At 73.6% G+C, this 17,432-nt stretch carries 1 protein-coding gene (only partly in view); it reads left to right on the top strand.

Annotated features, from left to right (window positions below; all coding sequences use genetic code 11):
- Nucleotides 1-380 precede the first annotated feature (380 nt).
- Nucleotides 381-17,432, top strand: the 5' portion of a protein-coding gene (locus ACQEVB_RS04265; RefSeq protein ID WP_432965256.1) for a DUF4781 domain-containing protein. Its footprint extends 12,492 nt past the window's final position; the window shows 17,052 of its 29,544 coding nt (coding positions 1-17,052); it begins with the start codon at nucleotides 381-383; the stop codon falls past the right edge of the window.

Here is a 17,432-nt window from a genome sequence, read left to right as displayed (position 1 = left end):
TGACGTAGCGCGAGCAGCTCGGTCGAGAGCTCCGAGTGCAGGTCGCAGCCTCAGGCGCGACGTGCGGACATCCCAGGGCTTGGTTCCCTGTTGGCAAAATCCTGTCTGTCCGGCCTTTCGGGTCGGTATCTCTGCATCGTCTCCGCCGTTCGGGCGGCTGCATCGAGGGGTTCCTGCACATGTACGGGCACAGCGCGCACGAGGGTGAGGCCGTCGGCCTCGCTGTCGGCGTGCCCGTGTGCGTGCAGTTGCGGTTCGGTCCGGCGGACGTGGCGGTGCGGTTGCTGCGATGGGTGCTCGCGGTGGCGGGTGCTGTTGTCGCGTTGTGGTTGGGGTCGGTGTTGTTGGCGACTCCGGCGTCGGCTGCGGTGGTTGTTCCGATGGCCTCGACTTCGCTGTTGAAGGGAGGCAAGGACAGCGGAGACAACGGCGGCGACGGGAACGACGGCGGAAACAGCGGCGGCGGCAACGACGACGGCGGGCACGGTTCCGACGGCGGCGACAAGGGCGGCGACGACAACGGCGGCAAGTCGGACGACGGCGGTGAGTCGAAGTCGCACGACGACGGCGGCGAATCGAAGTCGGACAACGACGGCGGCGAAGAGAAGCAGCAGAAGTCGGACGGCGAGAACGAGAAGCAGTCGCACGACGACGGTGACAAGAAGCAGTCGCACGAGGACGGCGAGAAGAAGCAGTCGCAGGACGACGGCGGCAAGAAGCAGCAGAAGTCGGACGACGGCGAGAAGCGGCGGTCGCACGACGAGAGCGAGAAGAACGAGAAGCAGCAGCGGTCCAACGGCGACTCGGATGCCGAGGCGGAGGTCCGATCGGAGCAGAAGTCCGACCGCGAATCCGCGAAGCACGAGAAGGCCGATTCCTCCGACGAGGACAACGGGCGCAAGCAGATCTCGGCCGACGACGTGAAGGAACTCCGGGATCGGTTCGCCGCCGATGCCGAGGGTGTGGCGAAGGAGCTGGAGCACCGGTTCGGGGTCACCGACGGTGATCGCTCCCACGAGGGTGACGGTGAGGACGGCGAGCGCGCGACGGACGGCGAGCACCGCTCCGGCGCCACCACCGGCAAGGCCGGTCGTACCGACGACGAGGGCAACGACGGCGACGCGAAGCAGGCCCGCACGACGCACACCGAGAACGGCGACCACGCCGACGGCTCGAACGGCGAGGAACTGCGGAAGACCATCACCGGAATCGTTCGCGACGTCGTGAAGGACGCCGCCGGCGAAATCCACCGGGTCGACAGCTCCGAGGACGCGGATGAGGCGGACCGCCACGACAAGGGCGACCGCGCGTCGGAGCTCGGCGAGAAGATCCGCGAGAAGGTTCAGGAGAAGGTCGAGGGCGCACTCCGTGAGGCGGCGTCTCGCGCCGGCCTAGATTCCGACTCGGATTCGGCCTCCGGTCATGACGGCGACGACTCCTACCGCGAGCGCGTGCGCGAGGACGGCGAGAAGTTCGTCCGCGCGGTGGCAGAGCACTGGTCGAAGGATTCCGCGGATTCCGACCGCGAGCCGGCGAAGGCTGCGATGGAGTTCGCGAAGAAGTCGGCCCATGAATGGGGCGAGCTCGGCGAGCGGTTCTCGGAGAAGGTCGACGCGGTGCGTTCGGCGGCGGAGGACGGTGGTGACGTCCGGGGTGCGGTGCGCGATCTGGTCGACGCGACGTCGGATCTGCCGGGCGGGCACGAGGTGCGCCGGGTGGTGCAGGCTGCCGCGGAGTACGCGATGTCGGCGGTGGACGGTTCGGGCAAGCACGGCGAGGTGGGTGTGCTGTCGGAGGGGAGCGGGTCGGCGGGGCAGTGCACCGGCTCGGCGCACGACTGTGCGGGGGCGGGGTCGGCGCAGAACGCGGTGTTGCTGAAGTCGGGTCGGGGCCCGCCGTCGCACGACGGGGATGGTCACGCTCGGTCATCGCGGCATGGTGGTGACGGGGATGGTGACTGGTCTGATCACGACGGCGATGAGCACGAGCCGAACGCGACCGATGACTACCTGAACGATCGGATCGCGGCGGACAAGGGCGAGAAGGACCTTGCCGAGGCGAAGAAGAACGCCGACGCGGGGAAGATGACCGCTGCTGAGTACGCGGCGGCGGAGAAGGCGCAGTCCGAGCGTGAGACCAAGGCTGCGGCGTCGCGGGAGCAGGTCTCCGACGAGGACGCGCAGTTGGTCGATGAGGTGGTCGACGGGCATGCGGAGCTGTCGGCGACGCAGGCGAAGCTGGCTGCGGAGGACAAGCAGGTCGCTGCCGGTGCGGTGAGCAAGGACGCGCACGAGCAGAACGTGGCCGCCTACGAGCAGCGCCGCGAGCAGGTGTACGAGCAGACCGATCGGTTGCGGGAGGCGACGGGTCGTGGGTCGCCGGACACCGTGTCGGACGCTGCGTCGGATGCCGGGGACGGTGCGGCCGCGGGTTGTGGCGCGAGTGGCGCGTTCGTGGAGTGCCGCGCGGTCACCGCGGATGATCGCGAGCAGGGCCGCTACAACGGCGACGGTGATCGGGGCGACCGGGGTTCAGGGGACAGGTGTGTCGCCTTGGCCGGGGTGTCGTCCGGGTGCGGGGCATCCGCCGGGTCCGGCGACAGTGCGGCGAGTGCGTCATGTGATCTGACTGCGGGGTCGTGTTCGACGTCGAGCCGTAAGGGTTCTGGCGAGGACGCGGTGGTGGCGAATGCCCGGTTCGAGTTGGGCAAGGGCGATGGTGGCGCGTCGACGCGAGCGACGAGTGATGGCGCGACGATGGCGTGCCGGTCCAGCGGTGGCGGTTGCAGTGGCGACACCACCGGTCCGCCGCGCTCCGGCCAGGACGGCCGCGGGGTCGCGGGGGAGAAGACTGCCCAGAAGACGGCCCAGAAGACGGCGCAGAACGCGTCGTGCACGGGGACCTGCTCGATCGACGGGCTGGCCGACCGCTGGGGCGCGGAAGGTTCCTGCTCCTCGGAGGCTGGTACCTGCGCGGCCGCCAGCACCGGACGCGACAGCGACAAGGCCGGCGACAAGACCGGCGCCGTTGCGGTGAACGCAGCGGCCGGCCCGACCGAGCAGCGTTCCGGCGCGGCGACGGCGAAGGGCGACTGCGCCTCCACGGCGGGCCGCTGCGAGGTCACCACCCGGGTGCACGTGGGCGAGCAGGCTTCGGCGGATGCGTCGGCGCGGTGCTCGCAGGGCGCGACCGGGTGCACCGGTACCGCGGCCACGGCGAGCAACGGCGAGCACACCGAGACCCCCGCGGTGGTCGCGGCGGCGGTGGCGGAGAAGCCGCGGACCCGCGCCACGAACGCCGCGGCGGATTGCGCGGTCACCGCCGGCGGGTGCTCGGCGCACTCCGGTGCGGACGCCGACCGCGGCGACCAGGGCGCGGCGCAGGCCACCGTGCAGGTCGACGGGTCGGGTCGTGGTGCGGCGTCGACGGCGTCGACGGTCAACGGTGTGGCGACCACCCGGGATGGGTCGGGCAAGGCCGACTGCACGGTGGCCGGCGGTTCGTGCGGGGCCTCGTCGGACACCCGCGCGGACAACCCCACCGAGACCCGGGCGGCCCGCTACACGTGGGACGCGGTGGCCGGTGCGGTGACCCGCATCCCGGGTGCCACGGTGGACGGTGCGGGTGCGGCGGTGTCGGCGGTGAACGCGTGGGTCGACTGCGCCACCGCGACCTGCACCGGTGCCACCACCACCGCGACCACCGGCAAGATCGCCGCCCCGGTCGCGGCCCCTGTCGACCCGGCGGCTGCCCCGGTGCCGGCTGCTCCGGTGACGGGGGTGCGGGACACGACGGCGTCGTCGACCTGCTCCACCACCGGCGGCTCCTGCGGCAGCCACGCCCGGTCGCAGGTCGGCGACACCACCGGGTCGCGCGCCGCGACCGCGGCGGGGGTGCGGGAGTTGACCGCGTCCAGCACCGCCGGCGCCGGCGCGGACTGCCAGTTGGTCGGGTGCCTGGGCGCGGCGGGGTCGACGACGGCGGGGGGCGCGACCGGTGATGTGACCGGGGTGCGTGACAGCCAGGCCAGCACCGGGTGCACGGTGCACGGCACGGGTGGGGGGTGCTCGACCGAGGCGACGACCGCGGTCGCCAACCGCGCCCCGACCGTGTCGAAGGCGGACCTGACGTCGGGTGTGGCGCAGGTGTCGGGTCCGGTGTCGACCTCCGACGCCTCGGCGACCGTGCAGTGCGCGGGTGCGGCGACCGAGTGCGGCGGGACCACGCTGGCGGCCACGAGTGCCCGCGACACCGCGGTCACCGAGAAGCCGCGGGGTACCTCGACCACCAGCGCGTGCACGGTGACCGGTGGTGGGTGTCGCGGCGAGTCCAGCTCGGCCGCTTCCAGTGCCCCGGACTACGTGATGGTGGACCCGGCCACCGGCAAGCCGCTGGCCGGTCAGGCGTTGGCCGGTCCGTCGTCGGTGGCGCGGTCGAACGCGTCGCTGGACTGCCAGAGCGCGTGCACCGGCACGGTGACCACCACCACGACCGCCTACGACGAGACCACCACGGCGGGTCCGCGGACCTCGACCGGTACCGCGTCCTGCACCGGGGGGACCGGCGGTTGCCAGGTGCGGTCGAGCTCGACCGCGGCCACCGGGCCGGGTGCCGCGCTGGCGCTGGCCGGTGACAACCAGGCCACCAACGTGGCCCGGCTGCCCGCCGGCCCGTCGGCGGCGTCGGTGGCCGGTGCGCTGGTGGTCTGCCAGGGCACCACCACCTGCACCGGGAAGGCCACCTCCGCGGCGACCGCGACCGACCCGGCCGTGTCGGCGAACCCGCGCGGTTCCTCCAGTGAGAGCGTGTGCGAAGGCGTCACCGGTGGCATCTGCCAGGGCGTGACGAACTCGGGTGCCTCGACCGGGCCGGACGCGAACCGGATCGCCCCGATCATGGCCGCCGCCCCCACCGAGAACGCGAAGACCACGACGACCAACACCGGTGACCAGCCCGCCCAGCAGCAGCCGGGTCAGCAGCCGGCCACCCCGCCCGCCCCGGTCGCGCCGGGTTCGTCCGCGAACACCGGCGGGCCGACCGTGGCCGGTGCGTCCTCGTGGACGATGGCCGACGCGATGCTGGACTGCGCCGGCGCGGCGAGCGGCTGCGCGGGCACCGCGCGCACGTCCGCGGCCGGCTCGGACGGTCCGAACACCGTCAACGGCGCCAACGGTGCCCGTGGTCCCCCGGAAGGCCGCGGAACCACGTCGGGCACGTGCGTGACCACCCAGTCCGGGTGCCAGGTCCAGACCAGCTCCACCGCCGGCACCGGCCAGGTCGTTGCCGACATCATCGCCGAGCAGAACACCGACACCGCCAACCAGCTCGCCCAGCAGGCCAAGCAGGCCCGCGCGGACGCCGAGCAGGCCCAGCGGGTCGCCGCCGGCAAGGGCGCGACACCCGAAGACATCAAGAAGGCCACCGACGCCGCCACCGCGGCGACCGAGGCCGAGAAGGCCGCGAAGGACGCCGCGGCACGCGCGGCCAAGCCCGTGACCGACGCCCCGGCCACCTACGCCACCTCCCGCGGATCAGGCGCCTGCGCCGGCCCCGGCTGCGTCGTCGCGGCGACGGGTGACGCGACGTACGCCGGCCGCGACGACGCGGCAGTCAGCCGCTCCCACGTCGAGAGCACGTGTGGCGGTGCCGCGTGCCAGGTCGGCGCCGAGGTCACGGCCGTCACCACGACCCACAGCGGGGCCCCCGATCCCGCGAGCCCCGACCCGGCCCACCCGCGGATGTTGCCGGGGATGTCGGGCGCCACCCAGGCGTCGGCAGCGCTGGTCTGCCCGAAGGGATGCACGGGCACCGCGTCGGCCGACACGGTGTCGGCCGTCAGCCCCGACGGCGGGGCGGCTGCCGTCGCGGACCGCGCCCGCAGCGTGGCCGCAGACCCCACCGGCACGATGGCCGGTCCCGCGCAGGCCGGCAACGGGACGGCGACCGACCCCACAGGTGTCTCCGTCGCCAGCGGCCACGCGGCCTGCACCGGCGCAGCGGACTGCCAGGTCGCGATGACGACCTCGGGGGCGGTGGCGGCGTCGCCCAACGACGCCTCCCGCTTCGGGACGACCGCGGCATCCGTGGAGGGCAGCTGCCACCAGGGCGGCGTTGCCTGCCCGGTCGCGACCCGCAGCGTCACGGTCGGCACCGACGACCCGGCAACCCTCGAGCAGGACCTGCGCAAGGGCACCGCTCCGGCAGCGGATCACACCACGCACTTCGTCGCCACCGCGGACTGCGCAGGGACGGGTGCTTGTGGCGCGAGCACGGGCCAGTTCATCGCCGACCACATCGGCCAGGCGCAGGCCGGCTGCACCGGAACCGGGTGCCGCAGCCACGTCGAGGGCACCGGTCGGTTCACCGACCGGGCCGGCGCCACGGCCGCGGACGCCGCGGCCGACTGCGTTGCGGGTGCCGGCGGGGCGTGCCTGCTGTCGGCCAAGGTCGGTGCCGCGCCGGGCGCTGCGCAGACCGAGGCGTCCGCGTCCTGCACCGCCGGGTCCACCTGTTCGCTCGCCACCGATGCCACGGCGACGACCCGCACCGGCCGGTACGCGGCCGAGGCTGCGGCCACCTGCGGCGGGCCGGCGAAGGGTGCCTGCGAGATCGGTGGCATGGCCGCAGCGGCCGGCGGCACCGCGGTCGCCGGTGCCGCCTGCACGGGAGCCGATGCCGGCTGCTCCTTCCGCTTCCGGGCCAACAGCGCGGCGAGCGCGTCCGGCGCCCGGGCGAACGCGACGGCGCACGGCGAAGGCGCCGTGGGCGGCGGCCAGGCCGTGACGACGGCCGAGGCCGCGAACGGCGCGGCCCAGGCGTCGGCGGGCTGCGTGGGCACCGCCGGCACGTCCTGCAGCTACCACTACGAGGCCACCGCGAGTGATTCCGCTGCTGCCGGCGGCGCTCGGGCGCGGGCGAACGCGCACGGGTCGGGCAGCGGCCGCATGGGCGGCGGCGGCGTCGCCGTCACCGCGTCGGCCAACGCGGGCGGCGGCTCGGCGTCCGCGTCGGCGTCCTGCATGGGCACGCCCGGCACGTCCTGCTCACACAGCTACTCGGCGTCGGCGAGCGCGGCGGCGAAGGACCCGGTGACGGGCTCGCACGCCGAGGCATCGGCCCGCGGCTCCGGCGGCGGCGGCATGGGCGGCGGCGGGGTGGCCGTGATGGCCTACGCCTACGCGAAGGGCAACTCGGCGGGTGCGGGGGCGTCGTGCGTGGGTGCCGCGAACTGCTCCGCGAGCTACTACGCGTTCGCGCAGCAGTACGCGAGCCAGAGCGACGCGTACGGCCGCGACGACGCCTACCACTGGATGAGCTGCAGCGGCGGCGGCAACGGCGGCTGCGGTGTCACGGCGATCGCGGTCCCGGGCGACGCGGTCGACGGCGGTTACGGCATCTGCACCGGCAACTGCGCCAACGCGAAGGAGGGCGGCTACAACAAGCACACGACCTTCACCCTGTCGGCAGGCGCCGGCAAGGACCCGACGCTCGCGGTCAAGGAGCTGGGCCCCGGCGAGTACGGCATCGGCTGGAAGCCGGACGGCAAGGGTGGCTACCTGATCACGGTCAAGGATCCGGACAAGGCGCCGGTCGACATCACCTGCCCCGCGCCGTGCAAGGTCGGTGCGCCCGGCTCGGACGTGCGCGGCGGCAAGGGCCAGCACGTCGTGGTCACCGACGACGGGGTCAAGGCCTCCAACCCGTCGACGGCGGGCAAGCCGGACGACACGTGCGCCATGTCGGACGGCTGCGGCCTGGCTCGCGACGCCGAGGGCAACGGCAAGTACTGGGCGCGCGGGTCGGGCACCGTTACCGACGGGGTCAGCGGATCGACCGTGCACTACACCGGCGGCGTCCCGGACGCACCCAAGGCTCCGCAGCCGGTCGAGAACACCGGTCACTTCGCGAACCCGGCCGGTTCGCCGTTCACCACGACCTGCAACGGCGGCTGCTCCGGCGAACTGCGCAACGTCGACATCGGCAAGGGCGTCTGGACCGACCGGATCATCGGCATCGTCGACTCGCCGGGCATCCTGGTCGCGCGCGACGGCCGCGGCGGAGCCGGAACGCTCGACTTCTCTGGCACCGGCAAGCTGATCACGCACGAGGGCGTCGTCGTCGACGCCACGGACCCGGCGACGCAGGCCAAGATCCCGACGGGTCTGGAGAAGCTCCCGGGCTTCGAGAACGCCGGTGGTCCCCCGCTCCTCCCGTCCTGGACGCGCGTGCGCACGCCCGACGCGAACGGCACGCCGGGCCGGGTGGTGTTCGAGGGCCAGCAGACCGGCACCGTCACCTACCCCAGCGGCTATGCGGTGACGGTGAAGGAGGGCGGCCCGCCGACGATGGCGGAGATGCTGGCCATCGACGAGCTCGACGGCCCGTCCATCGACGTCCAGCTCCCCGTCGCCGGCGACGTGCACGGCAACATCAAGTGCAACGGCATGTGCACCCTCGTCCGGCCGAACGGCATGGTCCAGAACGACCCGTGCTCCAGCTACTGCACGATCGACGAGGACATGATCAAGCCGGGCGAGAAGGGTGCGTTCACCGGCGTCGAGTTCCAGTACGGCAACGCCAAGGGCACCTGGAAGGACCCGTACGGCAACGCCGGCACGTGCAACCCGAACGGGGGCAGCTGCAAGATCGGGATGCGCATGGGCGAGGGCGGCGCCGGCCTCTGCCTCGGCGCCGACTGCCACCTGACCAACGTCGACGGCCAGAAGGTCGACGGGCAGGGCGTCCTGCTGTACCCGGAGATGAAGGACGGCAAGAAGACCAACGTCGGCGCCGCGTGCCTGTTCAACACCGACTGCGCCACCAACACCGTCGACCTCGGTCTGGCGGGTGTGCCGGAGCCGTCGTGGATGACGCGTCTGGACCCGAACTTCACCCGCCCCGCCCAGGACACCGAGCTCGACCGGGCGATCGCGCAGGCCCAGGGCAAGGAGTTCACGGTCGGCATGCCGCTGGCCCCGCTCGACGTCAGCGGTGAGCAGTGGCTGGCGAAGAACCACCCCGACCTGGCGGCGCAGTACCAGCGGGACCTGCCGCAGCTGTCGCTGCGGCAGACCACGGACGCGGCCGTGACCGTCACGAAGGCGAAGCTGGTCATCTACGAGGCCGCGGACGAGCTGGATCGGCAGATCCCCGGCTTCAAGGAGGCCCTGCAGAAGCAGACGGTCGCGAACCTGGACGGGCTGACCAAGGCCGAGGTGGACGCGCTCAAGCCCTACCTCGACAAGATCGACAAGGCCAAGGCGACGGACGCCCGGATCGCCGACGCGATCGACCTCGTGGACGCCATCGACGGCCTCGCCTACGCCCGCTGGGTCGCCGACGGCTCTGTCGTCCACGTCAACGCCAAGCAGGCCGAGCTGGGCGGCAAGCCCGGCCTCCCCGGGCAGTTCGTCGGCACTTCCGGCACGCTGTCGGAGCAGCAGAAGCGCCTGTACCAGCAGGGCTACGCCGAGTTCGGGCTCGACGCAGAGGGCAAGCCGCTGGTCACCCCGGATCCGGCGCAGGTCGCCAAGGGATCCGCGGCGAACGTCGTGCGCATGAACCTGGGCGCGCGACGCGACGCCTACGCACGCGACCTCGACGCGCTCGACCAGCGCATCGATGCGTTCAACAAGAACCCCGGCAGCCCCGCGGAACGGGCGGCGCTGGAGGCCGAGCAGAACCGGCTCAAGGGCGAGTACACGGCGCTGACCGAGACCATCCCTGCCGGGCTCAAGGAACTGGTCAAGGGCCTGCCCGACGCCGGCAACGACCCGGCGAAGCGGGACCGCCTCCGCGCCTACGACATCGGGTTCGTGGGTCAGGACAACAACCCGCGCCTGACGCAGCTGCTGAAGGACTGGAACCAGCTGCAGGTCGACGCCGAGAAGCTCGGCGCCGACATGAAGGCGTCCGGCGACCCGCTGCAGAAGCAGCTGGCCGGCACCTACACCGACTTCGCCGTGGTGGCCGGCCACATGTACGACGTGCACGCCCGAAGCACGGCGTTCCGCACGCCCGACATGCTGCTGGGCGACATGTCGCTGCCGTCGACGGGTCGCGCCGACGTGTTCAACGCCGTGCGCTCGGCGTACAACCTGCCCTCGTTCAAGGACGAGGACGTGGCCCGTGCCCTGTTCGAGCAGGGCGGTCCGTCGAAGCTGGTGAAGGGTTCCAAGGCGGACGTGCTGGCCGACTTCGCGAGCCAGGGCTCAGCGCAGGAGCTCATGCAGCGGTTCCACATGACGGTGACGCTGGGCAACGAGAAGGACGGCAAGGTCCTCGGCGCCGACGGCAAGCCGATCGACGTCGGCGGGAAGGTGCGCGACGGCGCGAAGGGCTTCGCGAAGGACGGCGCTCTGTGGGAGGTCTTCAACACCGCCTACACCCACGACGGCCAGGCCGGCGTCCTGACGATCTACCGGATCACGAACCCCGACGGCTCGGTGCGGTTCGTCGACCAGAACGGGCACTTCTACAGCTCGCGCGACGACTTCCGGGAGAACAACGAGGTCCTGGGGGAGAAGGACCGGTTCGCGAGCCCGAAGGACTGGAAGTTCCTGGCGCCGGCGAAGATCCAGGACGGCAGGGTCGTCCCGCTGTCCGCCGACGAGAAGCAGGCCGGACTGAAGAACGTCGAGTCCTTCGAGACCGAGGGCCGCTACATCTCCGGCTGGGACAAGACCAAGGGCTGGGTGTTCATCGGGGCCGGCGCGATCGCGAGCGCCGCGGTGATCATCGGCTCCGGTGGCACGGCCACCCCGCTGGTCGCGGCGGGCTGGGCGCTCGCCGGCGCGACCGCGGTGGTCGGCGTCACCGACACGATCATCGACCTCAACAACCGCTCCAACCACGGGCAGAGCATCAACCCGTTCACCGACGCGAACGCCCGCGCGGTCTGGCTGAACGGCGTGGCTGCCGTGCTGGCGCTGCCGGCCGGCGGAGTGGGCGGACTGGCGCTGCGGGCGGGCATCAAGGCCGGGCTGAAGGCCGGCGTCCAGACGACCGCGGAGGTCGGGGCCGAGGTCGCCACCGGGCTCACGGCGCGCGCCGCCGCGAACCAGGCGACGGCGGCGGTGCTCAGCCGGGCGGCGGCCATGCCGGCCTTCCGCATGGTGAACGGCGCCGGGCTCGTGGTCGCCGCGGGTGCGCTGGCCCAGGGCACGGCCACCTACATCCAGAACTGGGACCGGATGTCGGTGGGCGAGCGCTGGAACCAGGGCGCGCTGCTCGTCGGCAACGTGCTGCTGCCCGCGGCGACCTACGGCGGCGTCAAGGTGGTGCAGAACCGCCTCGGCGGCAATGCGCGCATCGTGCCGTTCGCCGACATCACCAGGCAGACCGGCATGACCGACGCGCAGATCCGCGCCATGGCGCAGACCGAGCGCGGGTTCGAGGTCGTCGACGTCGACGGCGTGCCCTACCTCCGCCAGATGAACGGCGAGAAGCCGGTCACCGCGGCCGGTGTCCGCAAGCAGCAGCAGCCCGCACCGGACGGGTCGCAGCCCGGCACCGGGCCCGAGCCCGCGATCGTGCCCCGCCAGGAGATCGCCGGCGCGCCGCGCGGGGTGCCGGTCCAGGATCTCGCCCGCTTCGCCGGGATCAGCACCGAGGAGATGCTGGCCAGGGCACAGGCCGACCCGACGGTCGAGGTCGTCGACGTCGACGGCGTGCCGCACGTCCGCAGCGTCGCCGGTGACCCGGCCACGGGCGCGCAGCCCGGTGCCGACATCGTGGTCGCGCCGCGGCCCGCGCCCGGTCAGCCCGGCGACGTGGCCGGGGTGGCCGGGGTGGCCGGGGTGCAGCCGCCCACCGCCGGTGAGTCCGTCGACGAGATCGCCGCGCGCACCGGGTTCACGCGGCAGCAGGTGATCGACAAGGTCAGCGCCGATCCGAACAACGACCTCGTCGACGTCGACGGCGAGCTGTACGTGCGCCCGGCGCCCGGCGTCGGTGAGCCGCCCATGACCATGCACGACGGCGAGAGCGACTTCGTGCCGGACTTCTTCTCCGCCGAGGACCTGGCGGCGTCCGGCCTGGACGCGGTCCTCGACGACCTGCCGGTCGAGTCGCCGGACCCGCGGCCGATGCGCGCCGCCAAGGACGCGGTGCTGCCGCTGGGCGACGGCCGCATCACCGGTGACGACGTCGGCGAGTTCGTCCGCGCCCTCGCCGGGCGGACCGACTACCCGCGCGACACGATCGCGCTCGACGGTCGTCGCGCCTACGGCCTCACGCTCGACGACGCGGCCGCGGCGGTCCTGCGCTCGGCGGCGGAGTTCCCGGACCTGAAGTCGGTCTCGGTGTTCACCGCCGACGGTGCCGTCGTGTGGACCCGCGGGAGCGGCGTGCGGATCGAGAACCTCGGTGGCCGCGGCCAGGCCCCGCTCAAGGCCCCTGAGCGGGCCGGGATGGACGGGGTGATCATCGAGCACGGCAAGAAGTTCCTCGACCGGCCGGGTGATCGGACGCAGTTCCTCACCGACCCGAAGGGTTACCTGGAGGGGCCGGGGAAGACGTGGGCCAACTCCGCGGTCGGCGACGGCGTCGAGGTCCTCGGCGCGGAGCGGCTGACTCCGCAGCTGAAGCCTGGCGAGAAGCTCGTGCGCAACATCCAGATGTGGCGCTGGATGAACGGCAAGGTCACCAAGCACAACGAGATGGACTTCCTCGTCGTCGACGCGGACGGGCACCCGGTCCGCGAGATCTCGGCGAAGGCCTCCGTCGGCTCGCTCAAGAACGGGGTCGACGAGGCCAAGCTGAAGGAGTTCTTCCGCGACGTCCCGGAGGATCCGGCCGCTCAGCGTGCGCACCTGGGCAAGGAGACCGACCGCAAGGGCAACGCCAGCTACTCCCCGGAGCAGCTGGCCGGGTTCGAGCGCTTCACCGTCACTGTCGACGGCAGCACCGAGCACATGTCGGTCGCCGAGTTCCGCAGCCGGTACGTCAACGGCGTGGATCCCGAGACCATCACTCCAGAGCCGTTGATGCCGGCCGACCCGGCCAACTTCGGGATCATGGTGCGGTTCAACCGGAGCCAGATCCTCGACGCAGTGGTCGACGCGGGGCTGCGCTACCTGGGCAGCGACCCGGTGACGTGGGCGATGGGTGGCGAGACCTCCCGGCCGCTGTACCAGGTGCTCGACCGGCTGGGCGCGTTGCGCGGGCGCACCGGACCGGCCTCCGCGATGGAGTTGCTGCGCGAGATGGAGACCGCCGGCGGGCACCGGCTCGTCCCGGGACCCGACGGCACGGTGCGGGTCGAGCGCGCGGCGGAGCCCGAGCAGGCGGTGCGCACGGCTGGCGACGGCGCGATCGGCCGCGCGCTCGAGGGTCGCCCCGGCATGGTGGCCGACGAGCTGCTGTCGCGCGTGGCGCAGGAGCGCGGCCACCCGGTCACGATGGACGAGCTCGCCGTCGAGGTCGCGATGCACCCCGACTACCGGATGACGTGGGTCGGCAGCGAGGATCGGCCGGTCGTCATCCGGCGGAGCCCGACGGACACCGGCTACCGGATGCAGCTCGACATGCCGTCCGAACAGCCGCGGGCGGCCGTGGTCCGGGCGACGCCGGACGCGCTGGACGCGACAGGTGTCGCCGACGCGGTCGCGACTGCCGGCGCGCGCGACGTCGTCGTCGACGCGCGGGGTGCCGGGCCCGTCGGCCTCGCCGGGGTCGTGCGCGGCGTGCAGGCTGCGGCGGCCACCGGAGCCGTCGACTCGGTCGCCGTGTGGATCCCGCAGGGCGTGGTCCGCTGGACGCCGTCGGGTGGGCTCACGATGATCCTCACCGGCGAGCACGCGCCGCCGCCCGGCGCGGCCCCGGACGGGTTCGTGTTCGTGCAGAACCCGAGCACCGGAACCTGGGAGCTGCGACCGTTCGACGGACCGGACGGCCCCGAGGGCGGCGCCCCGGCCGGGCCCGGCGACGACCCGACACCGCTCGACCCGAGCGGGGGCGCGGGTCGGCAGGTGCCGCGCCCGTCGGACGGCCCGGCCGATGATCAGCCCGTCCAGCCGGCGCAGGAGCCGGCGACGGTGCCGGCGGGCACGAACGGGACGGTCGGTCTGGGCGCTCCCACCGAAGCCGGCGGTGGCCGCGGCGGCGTGGACGGCGGGGTGGCCGCCGCGGCTCCCGCCGGCCACACCGGCACCGGTCCGAGTGGGGCCACGCGGCCCGCCGCGGTGCCGCCCCGGCTGCCGGGCGACGAGGGCGGTCGCTCGCCCCCGCCTGCGGACCCGATCGATCACCGCACCGGCCCGACGGCGAGGAGCACCGACCAGGACGATCCTCCGACGACGGCGTCACCGGACGCCGATCCCGAGAACCCCGCGGATGGGGCATCCGCGGATCCCCAGTACACGTTGTTCGACCTGGCCGACCTCATCGCGGCGGCCGAGGCCCAGCGCCAGCAGGACCGGCAGCTGGCCCAGGAGGCCCTCGACCGGGCCGCCCGGATTAGCGCGGAACTGGCCGGTGCGCTGGCCGAGGCCCGGCCGGTGGAGCTCGGGCCCGTCGCGGACCGGCCGACCTGGGGTGACACCGACACGGCGTACGGCGAGCGCAGAGCGGCCGTCGAACGCGCGATCATCGATCCGACGGACGAGCCGTCCGAGGGCGTGGTCGGTGAGGACGCGATCGCCGAGGTGGTCCGCGCGCTGAAGGAGCAGCGGGGCATCACCGCCCGCCACGGCCAGATCACGGCAGCATTGGCCCTGCTCGACGGTGCGGTCGTCGAACAGCTCACGGGCCAGGGCAAGACCTACAGCGTGGTCATCGCGGCCGGCGCGTTCGCGAAGGCGACGGGCGAGCAGGTCGTCGTCCTCACGCTCAACGACCAGCTCGGGCGCGACATGGTGGTGAGCGCGCGGGACGTTTTCGCCGCGCTCGGCCTCCGCCTCGCCCACTCGACCGCGCACCTGACCCCGGAGTCGAGGGCTGAGGCCGCCACGGCCGACATCGTCGTCTCGACGTACGACGAGTTCGCCTTCGACCTGCTCAGGGCGGAGCTGGGCAGCGACGAGATCGTGCCCGCGCGGCTCGGCCTCGTCATCGGCGACGAGATCGACGCCATCATCCTCGACGGGATCAACGACCGCGCCCGCATCGCGGCCCAGCTGAGGGGCGCCCGCGCACCGATCCCCGACCTGCAGACGGGCGAGGCGATCGCCGCGTGGCTCGGCGAGTCCACGGTCGACCGGCCCGGCCACTTCCGCCGCACCGGGGAGCTCGCCGTCGAGTTGACCCCGGTCGGGATCGCGCGGATCGCCGAGATCGCCGGGGTCGGGCGCAACCAGGTGTCCGAGGCGCTGCAGACGCGGGTGCGCAACGCGCTGGTCGCCCTGCACCTGGCCGAGGTGGACCGGCACTTCCTGATCGAGCCCGATCCGTCCCTGCCGGGGCGGCGCGTGCTGGTGCTCGTCGACCGCCCGGGTGGGCAGGCCAAGCTCGGGCGTCGTCTCGACGGTGGCCTGCACGAGGCGCTGGAGTTCCACTTCCTCGGGCCCGACGAGGTGCAGGTGCCGTCGACCACGGTGGCCAGCATGCCGATCACCGACACGCTCACCCGCGCGCCGAAGTGGGCCGGCATCACCGGCACGATCGGCGGCGCGGAGGGCAGCCGGCAGGTCGACTCGCTCTACGGCAAGCAGGTCGTCGAGGTCCGGCCGGACCGGATCGGTCGCCGCACCGACCACGTCCACGTCTACGAGAACAACGCCGCGTCCCGCACCCAGATGGTCGCCGCCATGCTCGCCGCGCACCGCACCGGCGTGCCCGTCCTGGGGATGGCGGACTCGATCCCCGAGATCCGCGCGCTCGCCGACGAGCTGGCGGCGCACGTGCCGCACCTCCGGCTGGCCACCGCGGAGCGCACGGTGCGGAACCGACTCTCCGAGACGGCCGCGGTCGGTGGCCTGCTGGGCGCGGTCACGCTGGCCACCAACGTGTTCGGCCGCGGCGTCGACGTCCTCCCCGGCGGCGACCTCGCGTACCTCGCCGAGACCCTCGGGGTGCCGGCGGGGCAGCTCGCCGACGACGTCGCCAGGTTCAGGGACGACGTGAACGCGCTCGGCGGGGTGCAGGTGTTCCGCATCGGGCAGCCGCGAACCAGCCGCGAGTACGGCCAGCTCACCGGGCGCACCGCCCGCAACGGCGCGCCCGGCGAGACCCACCTGTACGTCGCGCTGGACGCGGACGCGCCGGTCGTCGGCGTGGATCGCGGGACCGCGCCGCCGGTGCTCGCGACGCGCGAGCTCAGCGGCCGCGACGCCGAACTCGCGCTGGAGGTGCTCGCCGGGCAGGAGGCCATGCCGACGGCCGAACCGGAGCAGCGGGCGCGGTCGCTGCGCCGCCTGCGCGTGACGGCCGATCCGGTGCCGAACGAGCTCGGCCTCGACCTCGCCGCGCTGGCCGTCCTCCGCAAGCGGGGCAGCCTGCCCGGCATCGACCCGGCCGAGCTCCCGGCTCTGTGGGACGACGCGCTCCTGCCGGTCGAGAAGCAGCTCGCCGGCGAGACGCGGGCCGCAGCCGAGAGGCTCGCCGACGTCATCCCGGCGCTGCCGCGGCTCGAGCGCCGGCTGACGCTCGCCGACCTCCGCGCCGTCGCGCCCGATCAGACCGACGCCCCGTCGGCGGCCACCGACTGGGCCGACGTCGTCACCGCCGCCGGGGAACGTCCCGGGTTCGCTGCCGCGCCCTACCGGACCATCGCCGATGAGCTCCCCGGCCGCGGCCCGGTCACCGTGCACGCCACCGCCGGCCCGGGCGACGTGCCGGCGGTGCTCGCGACGATCGCCGGCGTCGCCGCCGCGCGCGGCGCGCCCGTGACGGTCGTGCTGACCGACGCGTCCGGCCGCACCGCGCCCGTGCAGGTCGGACCCGACGGCGCCGTCACCGGTGCCGCGGTGTTCGGGCCGATCGCGGGGTTGCCGGCTGGTCTGGAGCGGGGGGCCACCGACCTCGGCCAGTTCCTCGACCCGTCCGACCGGCATCCGCTCGACGTGCCCGGTCCGCGGGCCGCGGACGAGCACGGCGCCGTCGACCTGCGCCTCGCCGACGCGCAGCCGGCACCGGCCGAGCAGCTGATCGCCGACCAGCGGGGCGCGGTGGACCTACGGACGACCGACCGGAGCACTGCGCGCACCACGTCGGGTCCTGGTGACACCGGTGGACCCGGCGGCCCGCTCGGCGTCGGCGGGCTGTCCCCGAGCGAGGCTCGGGTCGTGGAAGCGGCCATGGGTCGCATCGGCGGCCGCCTCCGCGGCGGCCGGCCGGTCGGCGCCGCCCAGGCCCGCGCCCCGCCCGCCGGCCAACACCTCGTCAGCGCCACCGAGCTCGCGAACGAGCTCGTGGCCGACGGGATGCAGGCCGTCGCGGCTGCGGAGCTGGCCCTGCGGGCCGTCTCCGCAGGTACCGCGACGGTGGGATCCGGC

The sequence above is a fragment of the Pseudonocardia sp. CA-107938 genome (assembly GCF_050936315.1).
Taxonomy (GTDB): domain Bacteria; phylum Actinomycetota; class Actinomycetes; order Mycobacteriales; family Pseudonocardiaceae; genus Pseudonocardia.
Note: the sequence above shows the minus strand (reverse complement) of the source record. Positions and strands in the feature narration are given on the sequence as shown.